The 19897-nt window shown below is 70.0% G+C and carries 13 protein-coding genes; 4 read left to right on the top strand and 9 right to left on the bottom strand.

Annotated features, from left to right (window positions below):
* Positions 1-55: 55 nt before the first annotated feature.
* A complete protein-coding gene (locus IGS69_RS26100) occupies positions 56-661 on the bottom strand; it encodes a YdbC family protein (RefSeq protein ID WP_190902919.1) in 606 nt (201 codons plus the stop codon).
* 154 nt (positions 662-815) lie between these two features.
* Here IGS69_RS26100 and IGS69_RS26095 point away from each other — a divergent pair, with 154 nt between their 5' ends.
* The gene (locus tag IGS69_RS26095) at positions 816-1349 is read left to right on the top strand and encodes a TerD family protein (RefSeq protein ID WP_190902918.1); all 534 of its coding nucleotides are present in this window, start codon (positions 816-818) and stop codon (positions 1347-1349) included.
* 83 nt (positions 1350-1432) lie between these two features.
* Here the strand turns inward: IGS69_RS26095 and IGS69_RS26090 are convergent, their stop codons facing one another.
* Entirely contained in the window at positions 1433-4324 is a 2892-nt protein-coding gene (locus IGS69_RS26090; RefSeq protein ID WP_190902917.1) for a vitamin B12-dependent ribonucleotide reductase, read from the bottom strand.
* A gap of 164 nt (positions 4325-4488) precedes the next feature.
* Entirely contained in the window at positions 4489-5049 is a 561-nt protein-coding gene (gene nrdR, locus IGS69_RS26085) for a transcriptional regulator NrdR (protein WP_190902916.1), read from the bottom strand.
* 619 nt (positions 5050-5668) lie between these two features.
* On the opposite strand from nrdR, the gene lexA reads away from it, so the two are divergent.
* The gene (lexA, locus tag IGS69_RS26080; protein WP_031108030.1) at positions 5669-6448 is read left to right on the top strand and encodes a transcriptional repressor LexA; all 780 of its coding nucleotides are present in this window, start codon (positions 5669-5671) and stop codon (positions 6446-6448) included.
* 172 nt (positions 6449-6620) lie between these two features.
* Here the strand turns inward: lexA and IGS69_RS26075 are convergent, their stop codons facing one another.
* From IGS69_RS26075 to IGS69_RS26060, 4 genes are all read right to left on the bottom strand, one after another.
* Complete coding sequence (locus IGS69_RS26075; RefSeq protein WP_190902915.1) at positions 6621-8612, bottom strand: ATP-dependent DNA helicase; 1992 nt, start codon at positions 8610-8612, stop codon at positions 6621-6623.
* Positions 8613-8931: 319 nt separating this feature from the next.
* The gene (locus IGS69_RS26070) at positions 8932-9660 is read right to left on the bottom strand and encodes a GNAT family N-acetyltransferase (RefSeq protein ID WP_232543643.1); all 729 of its coding nucleotides are present in this window, start codon (positions 9658-9660) and stop codon (positions 8932-8934) included.
* A gap of 85 nt (positions 9661-9745) precedes the next feature.
* The gene (locus tag IGS69_RS26065) at positions 9746-11734 is read right to left on the bottom strand and encodes an IucA/IucC family protein (RefSeq protein WP_190902914.1); all 1989 of its coding nucleotides are present in this window, start codon (positions 11732-11734) and stop codon (positions 9746-9748) included.
* A 345-nt stretch (positions 11735-12079) separates the two neighbouring features.
* Positions 12080-13537 carry an aminotransferase class III-fold pyridoxal phosphate-dependent enzyme gene (locus tag IGS69_RS26060; protein WP_190904645.1) on the bottom strand — a complete coding sequence of 486 codons (1458 nt, stop codon included), beginning with the start codon at positions 13535-13537 and terminating at the stop codon, positions 12080-12082.
* Between the two features lie 347 nt (positions 13538-13884).
* Between IGS69_RS26060 and IGS69_RS26055 the strand changes: the two genes are divergently transcribed.
* Together IGS69_RS26055 and IGS69_RS26050 are read left to right on the top strand one after the other, a co-directional pair.
* Entirely contained in the window at positions 13885-15108 is a 1224-nt protein-coding gene (locus tag IGS69_RS26055; RefSeq protein ID WP_190902913.1) for a trypsin-like serine peptidase, read from the top strand.
* A gap of 236 nt (positions 15109-15344) precedes the next feature.
* Positions 15345-16544 carry a trypsin-like serine peptidase gene (locus IGS69_RS26050; protein ID WP_190902912.1) on the top strand — a complete coding sequence of 400 codons (1200 nt, stop codon included), beginning with the start codon at positions 15345-15347 and terminating at the stop codon, positions 16542-16544.
* A gap of 125 nt (positions 16545-16669) precedes the next feature.
* Here the strand turns inward: IGS69_RS26050 and hflX are convergent, their stop codons facing one another.
* Positions 16670-18163, bottom strand: a complete 1494-nt coding sequence (gene hflX / locus IGS69_RS26045) for a GTPase HflX (protein WP_190902911.1) — start codon at positions 18161-18163, stop codon at positions 16670-16672.
* A gap of 132 nt (positions 18164-18295) precedes the next feature.
* Positions 18296-19870, bottom strand: a complete 1575-nt coding sequence (locus IGS69_RS26040; RefSeq protein WP_190902910.1) for a M1 family metallopeptidase — start codon at positions 19868-19870, stop codon at positions 18296-18298.
* Between the last annotated feature and the right edge of the window lie 27 nt (positions 19871-19897).

Raw genomic sequence — 19897 nt, 5'->3', positions numbered from 1 at the left:
TCGCAGTATCCAGAGAAGTCGCAGCATCCGGAGGAGCCGGCGAGGCCGGTCGGAATCAGACCGTCCAGCTCGATTCCATGTCCACGACGTCCCCGGTGAGCGCCGCCACGTCCGCCTCCGTCTGAGCCCTCAGGGCGAGCCGCTCCACCCGTTCCGTGCGATACTTGCCGTGCTCGGCGGCCGAGCGCCACATCGACAGCACCATGAACTCGTTTCCGGGCGCCTCGCCGAACAGCCCGCGCACCATGCCGGGCGAGCCGGCCATCGCCGGGTTCCAGACCTTCTCCTGCATCAGCACGAAGTGCTCGGCCCTCTCCTCATGGATGCGGCAGAGCGCCACCCGGAGCAGGTCGGCGTCCGTGAAGCGCGGTTCGAAACCGGTCTTCACGTCGAAGCGGTAGTCGAAGAGTCTGACCTGGGCGTCCTTGAACGTCCCCGCCTGGGTCGACGCGAGCCGGTCGTGGGACCGTGCCATGAAGGAGTCGTAGAAGGCACGGCTCTCCCAGAACGCGAAGATGTGCGCCACATCCGGCCGCCGCCGGCTCCAGCCACCCCCCTGTCCGCGAAACCCCGGCTCCCCCAGAAGCCCCGCCCACTTCCGCTGCCCCCGCTCGAAACCGCGGCGGTCCACCACGGTGCAGCGAATCCACTTGACCAGCACCGCGCCATGGTAAGGCCAGGAAGCGTGGCGTCGGTCACTCTCGGCTGGACCGCTCTCCCACGCCCGCGCCCCCTCGCGTGGCAGGATGGACAAACAGTCATGTGCGCCCGGCAGTTGGGGCCGACGGACAGGTCGTACGGGGAAGGGGACTCTGGTGGACGGGCTCAACAAGGGGCTTCGCAAGGTCGAGATCGCGGTGCGGTGGGATCCCAGCCCGGCGGGGCAGCCGTCCACCGATCTGGACCTGGTCGCGGCGACCTATCCGGCAGGCGACCCGCACGGGGACGCGGCGTACGTCGTGCACTTCGACAGCCGCTCCCCCGACGGCACCATCACGCTCAACCGGGACAGCAAGGACGGTCAGGGCTTCGGCTACGACGAAGTCATGATGCTGGAGCTCGACCGGCTCGATGTCCGCTACGCGCGCGTGGTGGTGGGTGTCGTCATTCAGCAGCGCCCGGCGGAACGCACGTTCGTCAGTGTGCGCAACCCCGGACTGCGTATCCGTGAGGGGTACACCGTCCTGGCGGAGGGCGACTTCGGCGATGTCCTGGGCGCGACGGCGGCGACGGTCGCGGAGTTCGTCCGGGAGGGCTCCGGCCCGTGGGAGTTCCGCTCCGGACTCCGTGGTTTCGAGGGCGATCCCGTGGACTTCACCAGGGCGATGGGCGCGGCACACCGGCCCTGACCCGGCCGCGGACGAGGCACGTACGACGAGAGGGGCACCGCCCGCAGGCGGTGCCCCTCCGTCATCGGCTCAGGCGTTCGGCGTCAGCTGCAGCCGCTGGTCGAGCCGCAGCCCTCGCAGATGTAGCAGGAACCGGCGCGCTGCATCTTCGTACCGCAGGAGAAGCACAGCGGGGCGTCGGCCTGGATGCCCAGCTGCATCTCCACCAGTTCGGCGCTGGTGTGCGCCTGCTGCGGGGCGGGCTTGACCGCTTCCTCGGCCTTCGGAGCGGCAACGGCCTTCAGCTCCTGGGCGCGGGGTGCCGACTGGGCCAGCCCCTCCACGTCGACCTCGTCGTCGGACGGCTCGTACGACCCGGTCTCGAGGTGGCGCTGGCGCTCCTCGGCGGAGTGGATGCCGAGCGCGGAGCGCGTCTCGAAGGGCAGGAAGTCGAGCGCCAGGCGGCGGAAGATGTAGTCGACGATCGACTGCGCCATCCGCACGTCCGGGTCGTCCGTCATACCGGCCGGCTCGAAGCGCATGTTGGTGAACTTCGAGACGTACGTCTCCAGCGGCACGCCGTACTGGAGACCGACGGAGACCGCGATGGAGAAGGCGTCCATCATGCCCGCGAGGGTGGAGCCCTGCTTGGACATCTTGAGGAAGACCTCACCGAGACCGTCGTCCGGGTAGGAGTTGGCGGTCATGTAGCCCTCGGCACCGCCGACGGTGAAGGACGTGGTGATGCCGGGACGTCCCTTCGGCAGGCGCTTGCGGACCGGGCGGTACTCGACGACCTTCTCGACCGCGGTACGGATGGTCTCCTCGGTCTTCTCGGTGATCTCCGCCTTCTCCTTCTCCTTGGTCTTGGCGGAGAGGGGCTGGCCGACCTTGCAGTTGTCGCGGTAGATCGCGAGCGCCTTGACGCCCAGCTTCCAGGCCTCGAAGTAGATCTCCTCGACCTCCTCGACGGTCGCCGACTCCGGCATGTTGACCGTCTTGGAGATGGCGCCGGAGATCCACGGCTGGATCGCGGCCATCATGCGGACGTGGCCCATCGGGGAGATGGCCCGCTCGCCCATGGCGCAGTCGAACACCTCGTAGTGCTCGGGCTTGAGACCAGGGGCGTCGATCACATTGCCGTTGTCGGCGATGTGGGCGACGATCGCCTCGATCTGCTCTTCCAGGTAGCCCAGGCGGCGCAGGGCCTGCGGGACGGTGCCGTTGACGATCTGCATCGAGCCGCCGCCGACCAGCTTCTTGAACTTGACCAGCGCGAGGTCGGGCTCGACACCGGTGGTGTCGCAGGACATCGCCAGGCCGATGGTGCCGGTCGGGGCGAGCACGGAGGCCTGAGAGTTACGGAAACCGTTCTTCTCACCGATGCGCAGCACGTCTCCCCAGGCCTCGCTGGCGGCGGCCCACACCGGGGTGTCCAGGTCGTCCATGCGGACGGCCTTGTCGTTGGCGTCCGAGTGCTGCTTCATGACGCGCTTGTGGGCGTCGGCATTGCGGGCGTAGCCGTCGTACGGGCCGACGACCGAGGCGAGTTCGGCGGAGCGCCGGTACGCCGTGCCCGTCATCAGCGAGGTGATGGCGCCGGCGAGGGCGCGGCCGCCGTCGGAGTCGTAGGCGTGACCGGTGGCCATCAGCAGGGCGCCGAGGTTGGCGTAGCCGATGCCGAGCTGGCGGAACGCGCGCGTGTTCTCGCCGATCTTCTGGGTCGGGAAGTCCGCGAAGCAGATCGAGATGTCCATCGCGGTGATGACCAGCTCGACGACCTTCTGGAAGCGCTCGGCCTCGAAGGACTGGTTGCCCTTGCCGTCGTCCTTCAGGAACTTCATCAGGTTCAGCGAGGCCAGGTTGCAGGACGTGTTGTCCAGGTGCATGTACTCGCTGCACGGGTTCGACGCGGTGATCCGGCCGGACTCGGGGCAGGTGTGCCAGTTGTTGATGACGCCGTCGTACTGGATGCCGGGGTCGGCGCAGGCCCAGGCAGCCTCGGCGATCCGACGGAAGAGCGCCTTGGCGTCGACCTCCTCGATCACCTCGCCCGTCATCCGTCCGCGCAGGCCGAACTTGCCGCCCTGCTCGACGGCCTGCATGAACTCGTCGTTCACCCGGACCGAGTTGTTGGCGTTCTGGTACTGGACGGACGTGATGTCGTCGCCGCCCAGGTCCATGTCGTAACCGGCGTCGCGCAGAACGCGGATCTTCTCTTCTTCCTTGACCTTGGTCTCGATGAAGTCCTCGATGTCCGGGTGGTCCACATCGAGGACGACCATCTTGGCGGCGCGGCGGGTGGCGCCACCGGACTTGATCGTTCCCGCGGAGGCATCGGCACCGCGCATGAAGGAGACCGGGCCGGAGGCGTTTCCACCGGAGGAGAGCAGTTCCTTGGAGGAGCGGATCCGGGAGAGGTTCAGGCCGGCGCCGGAGCCGCCCTTGAAGATCATGCCCTCTTCCTTGTACCAGTCGAGGATCGACTCCATGGAGTCGTCGACGGACAGGATGAAACAGGCGGAGACCTGCTGGGGCTGCGGCGTGCCCACGTTGAACCAGACGGGGCTGTTGAAGCTGAAGATCTGGTGCAGGAGGGCGTAGGCCAGCTCGTGCTCGAAGATCTCGGCGTCGGCGGGCGAGGCAAAGTACTTGTAGTCCTCACCGGCCTTCCGGTACGTCTTCACGATGCGGTCGATCAGCTGCTTGAGGCTGGTCTCGCGCTGCGGGGTGCCCACGGCGCCGCGGAAGTACTTGCTGGTGACGATGTTGACCGCGTTCACCGACCAGAAGTCGGGGAACTCGACGCCGCGCTGCTCGAAGTTGACCGAGCCGTCGCGCCAGTTGGTCATGACGACGTCACGGCGCTCCCAGGCCACCTCGTCATAGGGGTGGACCCCGGGGGTGGTGTGGATGCGCTCGACACGCAGGCCCTTGCTCGCCTTGGCGCTCTTGGCGCGGGAACTCCGTGCCGGACCGCTCGCCGTCTCTGTCATGCCGCCTCCCTGTACGGGCGAAAACGCCCTGAAGTGCCCCGTTGTTCCCGTGGCACGTTGTTCTGTCTGGTGTTGCGGGCACCCACTCACGTCACCCGCAACAGGTCTTCACATCGCCGCCGCCCGGCCGGGCCCGGAGCTGCCTTCCGGGTCCGGCCCACCGGTCAGTCGGCGGCGCCGGCGGGCTGGGGGACCTGTTCCGCCCCTCCGGCCCCGCGGTCGTCTTCCTGACCCCCCGCGGCCGTGTTCTCGCGGTCTTCGTCGTCCGCGCCGGAGTGTCCCGTCTGAGCCCTGAGTTCCTCGATGGCCGCCTCGAAATCCTCGAGCGAGTCGAACGCCCGGTAGACGGAGGCGAATCGCAGGTAGGCGACGAGGTCGAGTTCCTGCAGCGGGCCGAGTATGGCCAGCCCCACGTCGTGGGTGGTCAGCTCGGCGCTTCCGGTGGCCCGCACCGCCTCCTCGACCCGCTGGCCGAGCTGGGCGAGCGCATCCTCGGTGACGGGCCGCCCCTGGCACGCCTTGCGCACTCCATTGATGACCTTCGTACGACTGAAGGGCTCGGTGACTCCGGACCGCTTCACCACCATGAGCGAGCACGTCTCCACGGTCGTGAAACGACGGGAGCAGTCAGGGCACTGGCGGCGCCTGCGGATCGATGTGCCGTCGTCGGTCGTACGACTGTCGACGACACGACTGTCGGGGTGCCTGCAGAAGGGGCAGTGCATGAACTCCCAACCCTCCTCACAGCAGACTCAATAGCCTCGCCGGACCTCTTGCGCCCCACGAAGCAGCCCCAAGCATAGGCGATGACCATGAGACTCAAGACCCGGGGGACCACAACTTCTGGGCTGCTGATGCAATCCAACCACTAGATGTGGGGATTGGCTCATACATCGACACCACTCCCGCGTGTCGCGCGCGTAGGCGCAGGTGGCGTGCGACGGGCCAGGCGCCACCGGCCCAGCACACGGGCGGAGGCACCGCCACGAACGGCTTTTCCGGGACACGGACGATCCGTTCCTGCACAGCCGTATCGCCGCGGCACATGCGGAGATACCGTGGGCGCCGCGAGGAGGGGACGTGGGACTCCCGCGCAGATGAAGGCTGGTCCCAGGGCAGGGGAATGCCGGATGGCAGACTGGGGCACCAGTCCACGAGTGATCACCCCGGCGGTGAAGAGTACAGCAATGGGCCCTTTTGCCCGCCAGGTGGCACGGCCGCCAATACACCCGGACACATGATCGCGCCCGGTGATTCGCGATTTTTCACTCGAACGTGTGTTTGGCGCAACCTTTCGAAAGCAACTACCGTTGTCCAGCAGGGAGACCATCGAGAGGGGCCGACGTGACCACCACCGCAGACAGTGCCGCCATCGCTGCCCAGGACCGCTCCCAGGGCCGACTGGAGCCGGTGCATGCGATGAACGAAGCCACGAACCCTGAGGGGCACAAGCGCTCCCTGCCGGGCCGACCCCCCGGTATCCGGGCGGACAGCTCGGGACTCACCGATCGCCAGCGCCGCGTGATCGAGGTCATCAGGGACTCAGTGCAGCGACGGGGCTACCCGCCGTCCATGCGGGAGATCGGTCAGGCCGTCGGCCTCTCCAGCACCTCCTCCGTGGCACATCAACTGATGGCTCTGGAGCGCAAGGGCTTCCTGCGCCGCGACCCGCACCGCCCGCGCGCGTACGAGGTGCGGGGCTCCGACCAGGCCGCCTCGGTGCAGCCCACGGACACCGCGGGCAAGCCGGCCGCGTCGTACGTGCCGCTGGTCGGCCGTATCGCCGCCGGTGGCCCGATCCTCGCCGAGGAGTCCGTCGAGGACGTCTTCCCCCTCCCCCGCCAGCTCGTCGGCGACGGTGAGCTGTTCGTCCTGAAGGTCGTCGGTGACTCGATGATCGAGGCCGCGATCTGCGACGGTGACTGGGTCACGGTGCGTCGTCAGCCGGTCGCCGAGAACGGCGACATCGTGGCCGCGATGCTCGACGGCGAAGCCACCGTCAAGCGCTTCAAGCGCGAGGACGGCCATGTCTGGCTCCTGCCGCACAACGCGGCCTACGAGCCCATCCCCGGCGACGACGCGACCATCCTGGGCAAGGTGGTGGCCGTTCTGCGACGCGTCTGACAGCGCGCACCGCGTCGGGTGGGCCCTATCGGCCCGCCCTCTGACCGGGCCCCGGGACCTCTGCGCCGGTTCCGGGGCCCTGCGCTGTTCGGGGACAGATCAGGGCCCCACGGAGTCGTGTGGTGAGGGCCGACGGCCGGCCTATGGCTGATCCACAGGCCGGGCCCGCGGCTCAGGCGTCGTCCGTCTGCCCGGCTGCCGTCTGCTGGGCAGAGGCGTCGATCGCCGCCAGCGACTTCCGCACCTGGTTACGGTCCGTCGTGAACCAGAAGTCGGGCAGTGACGCCTTCAGATAGCTCCCGTACCGGGCCGTCGCCAGACGCTGATCGAGGACCGCGACCACACCCCTGTCCCCCGACGCCCGCACGAGCCGGCCGGCGCCCTGAGCCATGAGCAGCGCGGCGTGAGTGGCGGCGACCGCCATGAAACCGTTGCCGCCGGCGTCCTCGACGGCCTTCTGCCGGGCGCTCATGAGGGGGTCGTCCGGGCGCGGGAACGGGATCTTGTCCATGACGACCAACTGGCAGCTAGGTCCGGGGACGTCGACGCCCTGCCAGAGCGACAGCGTGCCGAAGAGGCAGGTCTTCGGGTCGGCCGCGAAGTTCTTGATGAGCTCGCCCAGCGTCTCCTCGCCCTGGAGGAGGATCGGGTACTCGGGGATCCGGGAGCGGAGCTCTTCGGCGGCCAGCTGAGCCCCCCGCATCGAGGAGAACAGGCCGAGGGTGCGGCCGCCCGCCGCCTGGATCAGCTCCGTGAGTTCGTCGAGCATGTCCGCACGGTCGCCGTCCCGCGCGGGACGGGCCAGGTGCTTGGCGACGTAGAGGATGCCCTGCTTGCGGTAGTCGAAGGGCGAGCCGACGTCGATGCCCTTCCACTGCGGGACGTCGTCGCCCTCGGTGCCCTCGGGGGACAGCCCCAGGGAGGCGCCCACACCGTTGAAGTCACCGCCCAGCTTCAGCGTCGCGGACGTGAGGACCACGGAACGGTCCGCGAAGAGCTTCTCCCGCAGCAGACCGGAGACGGACATGGGGGCGACGCGCAGGGAGGCACCGAAGCGGTCGTGGCGCTCGTACCAGACGACGTCCCACTCGGAGCCGTTGGTGATGCGCTCCGCCACGTCGTGCACGTTCTCCACGGAGGCCAGGGCCTGCTTGCGGACGGCGTCCTCGTCCTGGACGGACTTGTCGCGGGTCGTGCCGATCGCGGAGATGACCGTGCGGCACGCGTCGCGCAGCGCCATGAGGGCATAACCGAGGTCCTCGGGAATCTCCTCCAGGCGGCCCGGCAGCGCCAGCTCCATCAGCCGCTCGAAACCCTCGGCCGCGGTCTGGAGCTGGTCCGCGGCCTTCTCGTTGACGAGTTTCGCCGCACGGCGCACCGCTCGGTTGACCTGGCCCGGGGTGAGCTCGCCGGTGGCGACTCCGGTGACCCGGGAGACCAGTTCGTGCGCCTCGTCGACGATCAGCACCTCATGCTGCGGGAGGACCGGGGCCCCCTCGATGGCGTCGATCGCGAGCAGCGCGTGATTGGTGACAACGACTTCGGCAAGCTTGGCCCGCTCGCGAGCCATCTCGGCGAAGCACTCCGCGCCGTACGCGCATTTCGAGGCGCCCAGGCACTCCCTCGACGACACCGACACCTGGGCCCAGGCGCGGTCCGAGATGCCGGGCGTGAGGTCGTCACGGTCGCCGGTTTCGGTCTCGTCGGCCCAGTCGCGCACCCGGAGCAGGTCCTGGCCCAGCTTGCTGGTGGGCGCGGCGGCCTCGAACTGGTCGAAGAGGCCTTCCTCCTCGTCCTGCGGGACTCCCTCGTGCAGACGGTGCATGCACAAGTAGTTCGACCGGCCCTTGAGCATCGCGAATTCCGGGCGGCGACGCAGCAGGGGGTGCAGCGAGTCGACCGTTCTCGGAAGGTCGCGCTCCACCAGCTGACGCTGCAGCGCCAGGGTGGCGGTCGCGACGACCACTCGCTCCCCGTGCGCGAGCGCGGGCACCAGGTAGCCCAGCGACTTGCCGGTACCGGTGCCGGCCTGGACCAGCAGGTGGGAGCCGTCGTCGATCGCTTTCTCGACGGCTTCGGCCATGGCCACCTGACCGGGGCGCTCCGTACCGCCGACGGCAGTGACGGCAGCATGCAGGAGTTCGGGGAGTGAGGGCTTCGTCATAGCGCGACCACCCTACGACCCTGCACTGACAAAGGGGCGATCAAGGCGGGGACGGGGGTGGGGACGGGGGTCGGGATCAAGGCCGTCGGCTCCTCGGTGATTGGTGGAGGTGGGCTGCGGGCGGCGGGCGGCGAGCTGTGGGCTGCTGCGGACGGGCCGATCGGCTACGCGGACGGGGACGTGGCGGGACTGCCCGAACGAGGTCGTGGCGGGACTGCCGAACGAGGTCGTCGCGGAATTGCTCGGAAGATTCGTGCGGCGGGAGGGAACTGCGGCGGGACGGGCTGCGTTCAATGAGTGATAGCGCGGTGACGCAGCGCTACAGCAGATGCTGGAGGGACCGGTCTCGGACCATGAGGGCGGCCCGCTTGGCGGGCAGGTCGACCTCGGCGGAGAACCGGAATCCGGCGGTCAGGAATGCGGCTACGGAGGGGGTGTTGCGAATGTCGGGTTCAGCGATGACACGTGTGCAGGAGGGGCGCTCCGCGAGAACGAGATCGGCCACGGCCCGGAGCAGCAGACCCCCGAGGCCGCGCCCACGATGGGTGGCCGCACCGACCAGAAGGTGGATCCCCGTGTCCTGAGGCCGGGCCGGGTAGTGACGGGCCAGAGGGTCCAGATCTGCCCGGTAGATCTCCCAGTAGCTCATCGGCGCTCCGTGCAGAACACCGATGCACGGCACGCTGCGCCCGTCGCCGACGAGCTGGGCCCACAGGTGGTCCTGCGTCACCTCCTGCGGTCCGGCCAGTTCCCAGAACGCCGCGGCGGCGGGGTCGTTCATCCAGCGGGTGATGAGCGGAAGGTCGCGTTCGAGACTGACGGGGGCGAGGTGGAACCCGCCTGCGGGTGTGTCGACCGAGCCCCATTGGGCGACGCGGTCGAGGAGGTCGTCATGACAACAGGGGTCGGAGGAAGAGCGTGATGCCGGGTCCTCGCCGAAGGCCCTGCCGGGATCCGGCGACTTGGACCGATCCCCGGCACCACAGGCCACCTCGGCCATGACAGGGGCGGCGATACCGGTTTCGGCGATCGGATCGGCGGGAGGCACCGAACGCTCCTCTCATGGCGGGGAGTGGGCATGTCCTCAGTGAGGAAGGAGGCAGGTCAGCAGTGGTCAGGGACGAGCAAGGCGCTCAGGAGTGCAGGGGGTTGGCGATGGTGACGTAGACGGACTGGGTGTCGACCGGGCCGACGAGTTCGTCGAGGCCGTGCAGCCGGGTCAGCAGGTTGGCTTTGCAGCGCAGGACGGGTGAGTCGAGCAACCGGGCCGGCAGCGCGGTGCGCAGCGGGGCCGGGCCGGAGGCGACGTCCCCCAGGAAGCGGCGGAAGGCGGCGAGCAGCAGCCGCTCGTCCGCCAGCCCCTGGGCGCCGAACGCGCCGATGAGGCCGAACACGTTGTTGACCGCCAGGTAGTACGCGAGCCGCTCGTCGGTGACCTCGTCACGGACGAACGTGTCGCTCCGTTCTCCGATGCCGGGCAGCCGGGCGTCGAGCTCCGCGCGCCGGGACTCCCGGAAGTAGTAGCCCTGGTTGTCGCGGTAACGACCACCCATGGGCCAGCCGTCGGGGTCCAGCAGGAGCAGGGTGTTCTGCTGGTGCGCCTCCAAGGCGATGCCGGCTTCACCGTCCAGCCAGAGGACGGGACGCACCACGTGCGCGAGGTAGCGCAGGAACCACTCTGCGGCGACCGCTCCGCGGGGCCGGCCGGTACGGCGGGCGAGGCGGGTGACGACCTCAGCCAACCGGGACCGCAGGGCCGAGCCGTGCTCCTCCGTACGCCCAGGGACGCCCTCCAGCGGGGTCGGGGAGCACGGGCGTGGCGAGAGGAGGCCTGCGACGCAGGAGACGTCGTCGGAAGGGAGTAACGGGTTGTGGCGGATCACCACGTCCAGTCCGGGCACCGGGACGCCGGCGGGAGTGTCCACGGCGAGCCAGGCCGGGTCCCGCACGATGTCGAAGCCCGGGTGCACGGCCCGCCACTGCTGGGCGAGGCCGCTGCGGAGCAGACGGTGGACCTCGACGCCGCGATGGAGTTCCTTGCGGAGGTTCTCACGGCGGGAGTTGGTGATGCGCAGGCCCAGCGAGAGCTTGAGCATCGCGGGGGCGTGAGTTCGGTAGACGGTGCGTACGGAGGAGGTGGGGTGCCAGGGAGGGCCGTGGGTGCCGAGGTCGCGGAGCAGTCCGGCGTCGAGCAGGGCAGCGGTCTCCGCACGGTGACGGATCTGGTGGGCCTGCCAAGGGTGCAGGGGCAGGAGGGCGTACCCGTCCGGCAGCGCCGGTGCTGTCCCGGCGAGGCGGGCGGTGAGTCGGGGCGCGGCGGCGGAGCGTCCGCGTTCGGTCCAGGCGGAATCGGTGGCGAGAACGGAGGGAGCGACAGCCATCCAGTGCAGAGGGAAGGAGCCATGCAACTCGGGTGAGTACCGGAGCGCTTCGGTGTCGGAGAGGCCTTCGCGGCTCTTGGGGCTCGGGTGCAGGGGGTGTCCGAGGACGAGTGCCTGTTCCGCGGAGAGGAAGAGGTCGGGGCCGTCGGCCGGGGCTTCCCTGCAGGCGGTGACGAAACCGGCGACCCGGCGGAGGGAGTCGGCAACGCCCGCGACGAGCCCGGCGCCGTCGCCGAAGCCGGCGGTGGCGGGGCTGGGGGCGCCGGTGGAAACGGAGTCATGAGCGAGTCCGGTACCGGAGCCGCCTGAGGGGGTCTCCCTCGTGAACAGGGCGGCGATCGTGACGGCGTCGGCCGGTGGGGCGTGGTGGGGCGCATCAGCGAGACGAGGAGGGCCGAAGCGGTGCCAGCCTGTCGGGGACCAGTAGCGGACCGGCGCGAGGAGAGTCGTGCCGCTGGCAGGAAGGGGGATACGCAGGACGCCGTCAGCCGGGGCGGCCTGATCGGTCTCGCGCGCCCAGCAGCGGAGCAGGTTCTCCACGGCGGCCGCCTGGGCGACGGTGTACGGGTCGGGATGCTCCAGAGGGTCGCCGTCGGGGCCTTCGCTCAGCCCCGGGGCGGGCTTGTCGACCGGCCGCTGGTGAGGGATCCGCGGGTTCGGCGATGTCCCCGCCGGCCAGGCGCTGACGGAGCCTTGTCCAGGCGTCGGAGTGGGGTCGTCGGGGTGGGGGGTGGCGTTCACGACAGGTACCTCATGGGGTGGTTCCGGATGATGCGGGTGGGGGCGGCGGGCCGGGGAGCTCCGCTCGGCTCGGCGGGGGCGGAGAGGGCGCGAAGTCGCGCAGCGGGTGGGCGTACGGGCCGGGTCCTGACCACCTGGCCACCCGGTGGCCTGGTCGCCAGGTCCCTAGGTGTCCAGGTCTCCACGTCTCCAGGTCCGTGGTCCCCTGGTCCCCTGGTCCCCTGGTCCCCTGGTCCCCTGGTCCCCTGGTCCCCTGGTCCCCTGGTCGGGCAACGGTCGGACCGGCACCCCGGCACCCATGCCCGGGCAAGGCGTGGACTCCGACACCACTGGCGCTCGCCGCGTTCACGGTGCGGCTGCCGCGCCACCCCCTCGGCACCGGGCCGCCGCCCGAACCGCGTCGGTGAGGCGGTCCAGTACGGCCGCCGCCTGTTCGTCGGTGATGGTCAGAGGAGGGAGGAGTTGCACGACGCTCGCGTGAGGGCCGCCGAGTCCGACGATGAGGCCGCGCCGCAGGCACTCCCGCTGGACCGCGGAAGCCAGTTCTGGGGCGGCGGGGAGCGGTCGGCGTTCACTGCCGGGCACCACCGACGCCGCCACGCCGCCCTCCGCAGTGCCGGTGCCCCCTGTGAAGCCGGGTTCTCCCTCTCCGTCCGGATCCACCAGCTCGACCCCGATCATCAGTCCCCTCCCCCGCACATCCCCTACACACCCGAAATCGGAGGCCAGTTGCCGGAGTTGACTCAGCAAGCGCGCTCCCAGGGTCGCCGCGCGGTCGGCGAGGGCGTTCTCGCGGACGTGGGCGAGGGTCGCGGTGCCGGCTGCCATGGCGAGCTGGTTGCCGGGGAAGGCGTCGGCGGGGGTGCCGGGTTCCCGGGTGACGAGGTCGTCGCGGTAGACCACGACGGCCAGCGGCAGGCTGCCGCCGATGGCGTTGGAAAGGACCATCACGTCGGGGGTCACGCCGCTGTGCTCCACCGCCCAGAAGGCGCCGGTCCGCCCCACGCCCGTTTGCATCTCGTCGACGATCAGCGGGACGGACCGGTCGCTGGTGAGCTGTCGCATGCGCCGCAGCCAGGAGTCCGGTGCGGGGATCACGCCGCCCTCGCCCTGGACCGGCTCGATGAGTATCCCGGCGGGGAGCGGCATCCCGGATCCCGGGTCGTCGAGGAGGGACGCCGTCCAGCGGGCGGATAGATCGGCCCCGTGCTCACCCCCGACGCCGAAGGGGCAGCGGTAGTCCTGCGGGTAGGGCAGGCGGGCCATCCGCGTGTCACGGGTGTTCGCGGACGGATCGTCGAGGACTCCGGCGGTGCCACCGCGACCGGCTCCGGTGAACGTCAGGAGACCGCTCCGTCCGGTCGCCGCGCGGGCCAGCGCCCAGGCGGTCTCGACGGCTTCGCTGCCGGCCGGTCCGCAGAACCGCACCCGCGCCCGCTCGGCGAGACTTGGCGGCAGGGTTCGGACCAGCTCGTCGAGGAAGGCGTCCTTGACGGGTGTGGCCATGTCGAGGGCGTTCAGGGGTGCACCGGAGTCGAGGACCTTGCGGATCGCCTCCAGGACGACCGGGTGGTTGTGGCCCAGGGCGAGTGTGCCGGCGCCGGAGAGGCAGTCCAGGTAACGGCGGCTGTCCGCGCCCTCGATGGTCAGTCCCCGGGCTCGCACCGGGACGATCGGCAGGGCACGGGCGTAGGTCCGGGCGGCGGGTTCGCGTGCGCCTTGGCGGCGCGGGGCTCCCTCGGGCGTGGAGCGCTGGGCGGGGGCGGTGTGGTCGGCGGCGGCCCCTCCGAGGACGGTTTTCACCTGCGTACACCCCACAGTGGCCTCCTCGGACGCACGCCCCCCATAGGTGGATTCCGCCACGGCTTCCAAGACCTCCCACTGGGCACGGGCACAAAGGACCGCATCCAGACAGCAGGCCCCCCATCCGCTACCAACCCCGGATCACTCACGGGGTTACGGGTTGCCTCAAGATCCTTTCCGTGACGGAACTGTTGCGGATCCGTCGGATGGTCCCCACAGCCACCGCATAGGGTGTGATGCCGTTCCCGGACACCGTGAGGTCGCCCCGAAGTTCCCGCGAGGCAGCGGGAATTGGGGGCGTAAAGCCGGTTCGTCCACGTTCGTTCCGTACCAGGGGGAGTCAGATCATGCGATCCACACGACCGTCGTCCCATACCGGCCGAGGAGGGAGGGCGCGCCGCGGGAACTCCCCCGTGCTGGCCGCGGTGGCCCTCGCCTCGGCGCTCGCGCTGACCGCCACCGCCTGCGAGTCGGGCGACGCCACGGCGGACGGGGAGGCCTCCGCGTCGGCCACCGCATCCGACGACGGCAAGCTCAGGCTCCCGGACGACATCAGGGACCGGCTCCGCGAGCACGGGATCGACGTCGACAAGTGGAGGGACGGCGCCTGGAAGAACTGGGACCGGGACGACTGGCTGCGCGAGGCCCACGAGTACATCAACCCGATCATCGAGGGCCTCTGGAACCCGGACCGCATGCGGGAGGCCGAGGAGCCCGACCAGGGCGTCGACGACAGCGACCTCTCCGGCGACCAGGGTGTGACCGACCCGACGCCCGAGCCCGTCGAGGCGCAGGCCGTGCCGCCGTCGTACCACGCCAACGCCGCCACGGCCGGGAAGGTGTTCTTCGACTCCCCCGAGGGCTCGGCGGTCTGCTCGGCGACCGTGGTGAAGGACCCGGCGCACCCGGGCAAGTCCAACCTGGTCTGGACGGCGGGCCACTGCGTGCACGCGGGCAAGAAGGGCGGCTGGTACCGCAACATCGCGTTCGTGCCGTCGTACAACGACGACGGCAAGCCGGTGGCGGAGCTGGAGAACGCCACCCGCGAGGACGTCGCTCCCTACGGTGTCTGGTGGGGCGACTGGGCGCAGACCTCTGACCAGTGGATCGAGCAGGGCGGTTCGACGGGCGGTGACGGCGCGCCGTACGACTTCGCGGTCATCCATGTGACGCCGGAGAAGGGCAGCGGCGGCAAGTCGCTGGAGGAGATGGTCGGTTCGGCGCTGCCGGTCGACTTCAAGGCGCCCGCGGTGCCGCAGGTGAAGAGCGTCACGGCGATCGGCTACCCGGCCGCGCCGCCCTACGACGGGCAGAAGCTGTTCCGCTGCCAGGACCGGCCCGGGCGGCTGTCGGTCGCCGCGTCGGATCCGACGATGTACCGCATCGGCTGCACCATGACCGGCGGTTCGAGCGGTGGTGGCTGGGTCGCGACCGGTTCGGACGGCAAGCCGGCGCTGGTGTCCAACACCTCGATCGGCCCGGTGACGTCGGGCTGGCTGGCCGGACCACGCCTGGGCGACGTGGCCAAGGGTGTGTACGACTCGGTCAGCGAGAAGTACGCCAACCGCTGACCGGCCGCTGAATCGCGCTGCCGGTGGGGCGGCGCACCCCGGGCCACTTGCTCACAGGACCCGGCCCCGGGGCTCTCGGAATCCTTCACCGCCCCACCCCGGTACGCCCTCAACTCCACGGGCATAGTGGGGAGTCGCACGCGAGCACCGGCGCCGCACCCCGACATGCACACGCGGCGCCCCGCACCAGCACCAGCACCACATACACACATACGCACAACGGGGGTCATCGCACCATGCGTTCCACACGTACGTCCGTATCCAGGCGTGGGCGGCGTACCGTCCTCGCCGCCACCGGGCTCGTCGCCGCCCTGGCACTCACCGCGACCGCCTGCAACGGCTCCGAGGACTCGGCGGGCGACAAGCCCGACGCCGGCAGTTCCCAGGCCGCCGCGGACGGCGGCAAGGTCGAGATTCCGGCCGATCTCGCGGGCAAGCTCAAGGAGCACGGGATCGACGTCGACCGCTGGAAGGACGGCGGCTGGAAGGACTGGGACAAGGACAAGTGGCTCAGTGACGCCAAGGACTTCGTCAACCCGGTGATCGAGGGCCTCTGGAAGCCGGAGCGGATGCAGTCCGCCGAGGAGGCCGAGAAGACGGTCACGACGAAGGACGCGTCGGCCGGCCAGGGTGTCAGCGACCCGGACCCGGCACCTGTCCGGGCGCAGGCCGAGAAGACGCCGTACCACCGCAACGCGGCGCCGGTCGGCAAGGTCTTCTTCGACTCTCCCGACGGCCCGGCCGTCTGCTCCGGCACGGTCGTCAAGGACGTGAACCACCCGGGCAAGTCCAACCTGGTGTGGACGGCGGGCCACTGCGTCCACGCCGGTGGCAACGGCGGCTGGTACCGCAACATCGTCTTCGTCCCGGCCTACAACGACCTCGGCAAGTCCGAGGCGGAGATCAGCAACGCGAACCCGGCCGAGGTCGCCCCCTACGGCAACTGGTGGGCGAACTGGGCCTCGACCTCGAACCAGTGGATCCAGGGCGGTTCGCAGAGCGGTGGCGACGGAGCCGCGTACGACTACGCGGTGCTGCACGTGAAGCCGGAGCAGGGCGCGAAGTCCCTGGAGGAGACGGTCGGCGCCGCGCTGGAGGTGGACTTCTCCGCCCCGTCCGCGGCCGAGGCCGCCAAGATGGGCGCATGGGGCTACCCGGCCGCGCCGCCCTACAACGGCGAGAAGATGTTCAAGTGCATCGACATCCCGGGCCGGTTCTCGCTCAGCGCGTCCCTGCCGACGATGTACCGCATCGGCTGCGACATGACCGGCGGATCGTCCGGTGGCGGCTGGTTCCGGGTCCTGAACGGCAAGTCGGTGCTGGTCTCCAACACCTCGATCGGCCCGGCCGACAACACCTGGCTGGCCGGTCCGCAGCTGGGCCGGGACGCCGAGGCGCTCTACCAGAATATGAGCAAGACGTACGGCGGTCAGTGACCCGCGCATGCTGAAGGCCCGCTCCCCTTGGCAGGGAGCGGGCCTTCTCGCGTCGCATCAGAGACGCACTCAGACGCGCGCTCAGGTCGCGCTCACGTCGCGCTCAGCTCGCGTTCAGGTCAGGCTCAGAGCGCAGGCGTCGGAACGTACGGCGTGAGTTCCGCCGCCAGCTCCTCGTGTACCCGCACCTTGAGCAGGGTGCCCTCCGGGGTGTGCTCCTCGGAGATCACCTCGCCCTCGTCGTGGGCACGGGCGACCAGCTTGCCGTGCGTGTACGGCACGAGCGCCTCGATCTCGACCGACGGGCGCGGCAGCTCGTTGTCGAGGAGCGCGAGCAGCTCCTCGATGCCCTGGCCGGTGCGGGCCGAGACGGCGATGGACCGCTTCTCGACGCGCAGCAGCCGCTGGAGCGTCAGCGGGTCGGCCGCGTCGGCCTTGTTGATCACGACGATCTCGGGCACATCGGTGGCACCGACGTCCCGGACCACCTCGCGCACGGCGGCCAGCTGCTCCTCCGGGAACGGGTGCGAACCGTCGACCACGTGCAGGATCAGGTCGGACTCGCCGACCTCCTCCATCGTGGAACGGAACGCCTCGACCAGGTGGTGGGGCAGGTGGCGCACGAACCCGACCGTGTCGGCCAGCGTGTACAGCCGCCCGCTCGGGGTCTCGGCCCGGCGCACGGTCGGGTCGAGGGTCGCGAACAGGGCGTTCTCGACCAGCACGCCCGCGCCCGTGAGGCGGTTGAGCAGCGAGGACTTGCCGGCGTTGGTGTAGCCCGCGATGGCCACGGACGGCACCTTGTTGCGCTTGCGCTCCTGGCGCTTGATCTCGCGGCCGGTCTTCATCTCCGCGATCTCCCGGCGCATCTTCGCCATCTTCTCGCGGATCCGGCGCCGGTCCGTCTCGATCTTGGTCTCACCGGGACCACGGGTGGCGAGGCCGCCGCCCTTGCCGCCGCCCATCTGCCGGGACAGCGACTGACCCCAGCCGCGCAGTCGCGGCAGCATGTACTGCATCTGCGCGAGAGCGACCTGCGCCTTGCCCTCTCGGGACTTGGCGTGCTGGGCGAAGATGTCCAGGATCAGGGCCGTCCGGTCGATGACCTTGACCTTGACGACGTCCTCGAGGTGGATCAGCTGGCCGGGGCTGAGCTCACCGTCACAGATGACGGTGTCCGCGCCCGTCTCGATGACGATGTCGCGCAGCTCCTCGGCCTTGCCGGAGCCGATGTAGGTGGCCGCGTCGGGCTTGTCACGGCGCTGGGTGACTCCGTCGAGCACCAGCGCGCCGGCCGTCTCGGCGAGGGCGGCGAGCTCCGCGAGGGAGTTCTCCGCGTCCTGCACGGTTCCCGAGGTCCAGACGCCGACGAGGACGACCCGCTCCAGGCGGAGCTGGCGGTACTCGACCTCGGTGACGTCCTCGAGTTCGGTGGAGAGGCCCACCACACGGCGCAGCGCCGCGCGGTCGGAGCGGTCGAACTGATCGCCGTCCCGCTCTCCGTCGATCTCGTGGCTCCAGGCGACGTCCTCTTCCATCAGGGCATCGGCCCGAAAACCATCGGGGTGGCTGTGCGCGAAGCGCTTGGAGTCCTGGGAAAAGGAAGAAGAGGAGGTCATTGGATCCTTACGTAGGTGGAAACCGTTCACTGTTCACTGTCTGCAACGCACGGGTGGTCCGGGAGATTCCCGGCGTTCCGTGCCGCGTCGACCTGAAGATGGTCGCACGGCACGGGGCGTCTCGTCACTGTGTTATCGGGCGGACGGCATCGCCGGCCGGGCCTGCTTCTCGGGGGCCTCCGGCTTCGCCGCGGGGACCTTCGGCCTCCCCTCAGGAGCCTCCCGCTTCGCGGCGGGAGCCTTCGGCTTCCAGTCCGGGTGCCCCGGCATCGGCGGAGTCTTCTCGCCGTACAGCCAGCCCTGGAAGAAGCCGTCCAGGTCGCGCCCGGCGATCTCGGTGGCGAGCCGGACGAAGTCCTCCGTCGTGGCGGTGTCGTCCTGGTGGCGGCCGACCCAGGCGCGTTCCAGGCGTTCGAAGGCCGGACGGCCGATCTCCTCGCGCAGGGCGTACAGGACGAGCGCGGCGCCGTCGTAGACGTTGGGCCGGAAGATGCTGGTCTTGCGGCCGGGGTCGGGTGCCTTGGGGGCGGCGGGCGGTCCGCCGGCGGCGCGCCAGCGGTCGGACGCGGCGTAGGCGGCCTTCATCCGGTCCCGCATCGGCTTGTCCGCCTGCTCCTCGGCGTACAGCGCCTCGTACCAGGTGGCGTGCCCCTCGTTGAGCCACAGGTCGGACCAGGTGCGGGGGCCGACGCTGTTGCCGAACCACTGGTGGGCCAGCTCGTGGACCATGATCGACTCGACGTACCACGGGGGGTAGACGGGATCGGTGAAGAGTTCCCGTTCGAAGAGGGAGAGGGTCTGGGTCTCCAGTTCGAAGCCGGTGGTGGCGTCAGCCATGAGCAGGCCGTACGCCTCGAAGGGGTAGCGGCCGACCTTGCTCTCCATCCAGGCGATCTGGCCGGGGGTCTTCTCCAGCCAGGGTTCGAGCGCCTTGCGGTGCTCGGTCGGGACGACGTCCCGTACGGGCAGTCCGTGCGGGCCGGTGCGGTGCAGCACCGTGGAGCGGCCGATGGAGACCTGGGTGAGTTCAGTGGCCATGGGGTGCTGGCTGCGGTAGGTCCAGGTCGTGGAGCCGCCGGACTTCTCCACTCCGGCGGGCAGGCCGTTGGCGACGGCCGTGTGACCGTCGGGCGCGGTGACCCGGATGGTGAACATCGCCTTGTCGGAGGGGTGGTCGTTGCATGGGAAGACCAGGTGCGCGGCGTCGGCCTGGTTGGCCATGGCGAGGCCGTCCGCGGTGCGCACCCAGCCGCCCTCGCGATCCTTGACGGGCGTGGGATCACTGGTGTGCCGCACCGTGATCCGCATCCAGTTTCCGTCCGACACGGAGTCCTCGGGCGTGATCACCAGGTCCTCGCCGGCGCTGCGGAACTCGGCGGGGTCGCCGTCGACCTCGACCGACTCGACGGTTCCGTGGGCGAAGTCCAGGTTGACGTGGTCCAGGTCGGCGGTCGTCCAGGCGTCGATGGTGGTGACGGCCCGCAGCGGTTCGCTGTTGTTGCCCGGATAGGTGAACGAGAGGTCGTACGACGCCACGTCGTAGCCCGGGTTGCCGAGGTACGGGAAGAGCCGGTCGCCGACGCCGAGCGGGACGACGGGCGCGCTCGCGGCGACGAGGCAGACGGAGATCGCCGAAGTGAGCAGGGCGGCGGCGGTCCGGCGCCGCCTGGTGGAGGTGATGGCCTGGCTGTGGGGGGTCAGGAGCATGCCCCACGGCTATCAGCGCGCGGGCGA

Source organism: Streptomyces tuirus, from assembly GCF_014701095.1.
Classification (GTDB): domain Bacteria; phylum Actinomycetota; class Actinomycetes; order Streptomycetales; family Streptomycetaceae; genus Streptomyces; species Streptomyces tuirus.
This window is presented reverse-complemented; position numbering and strand designations above follow the sequence as displayed.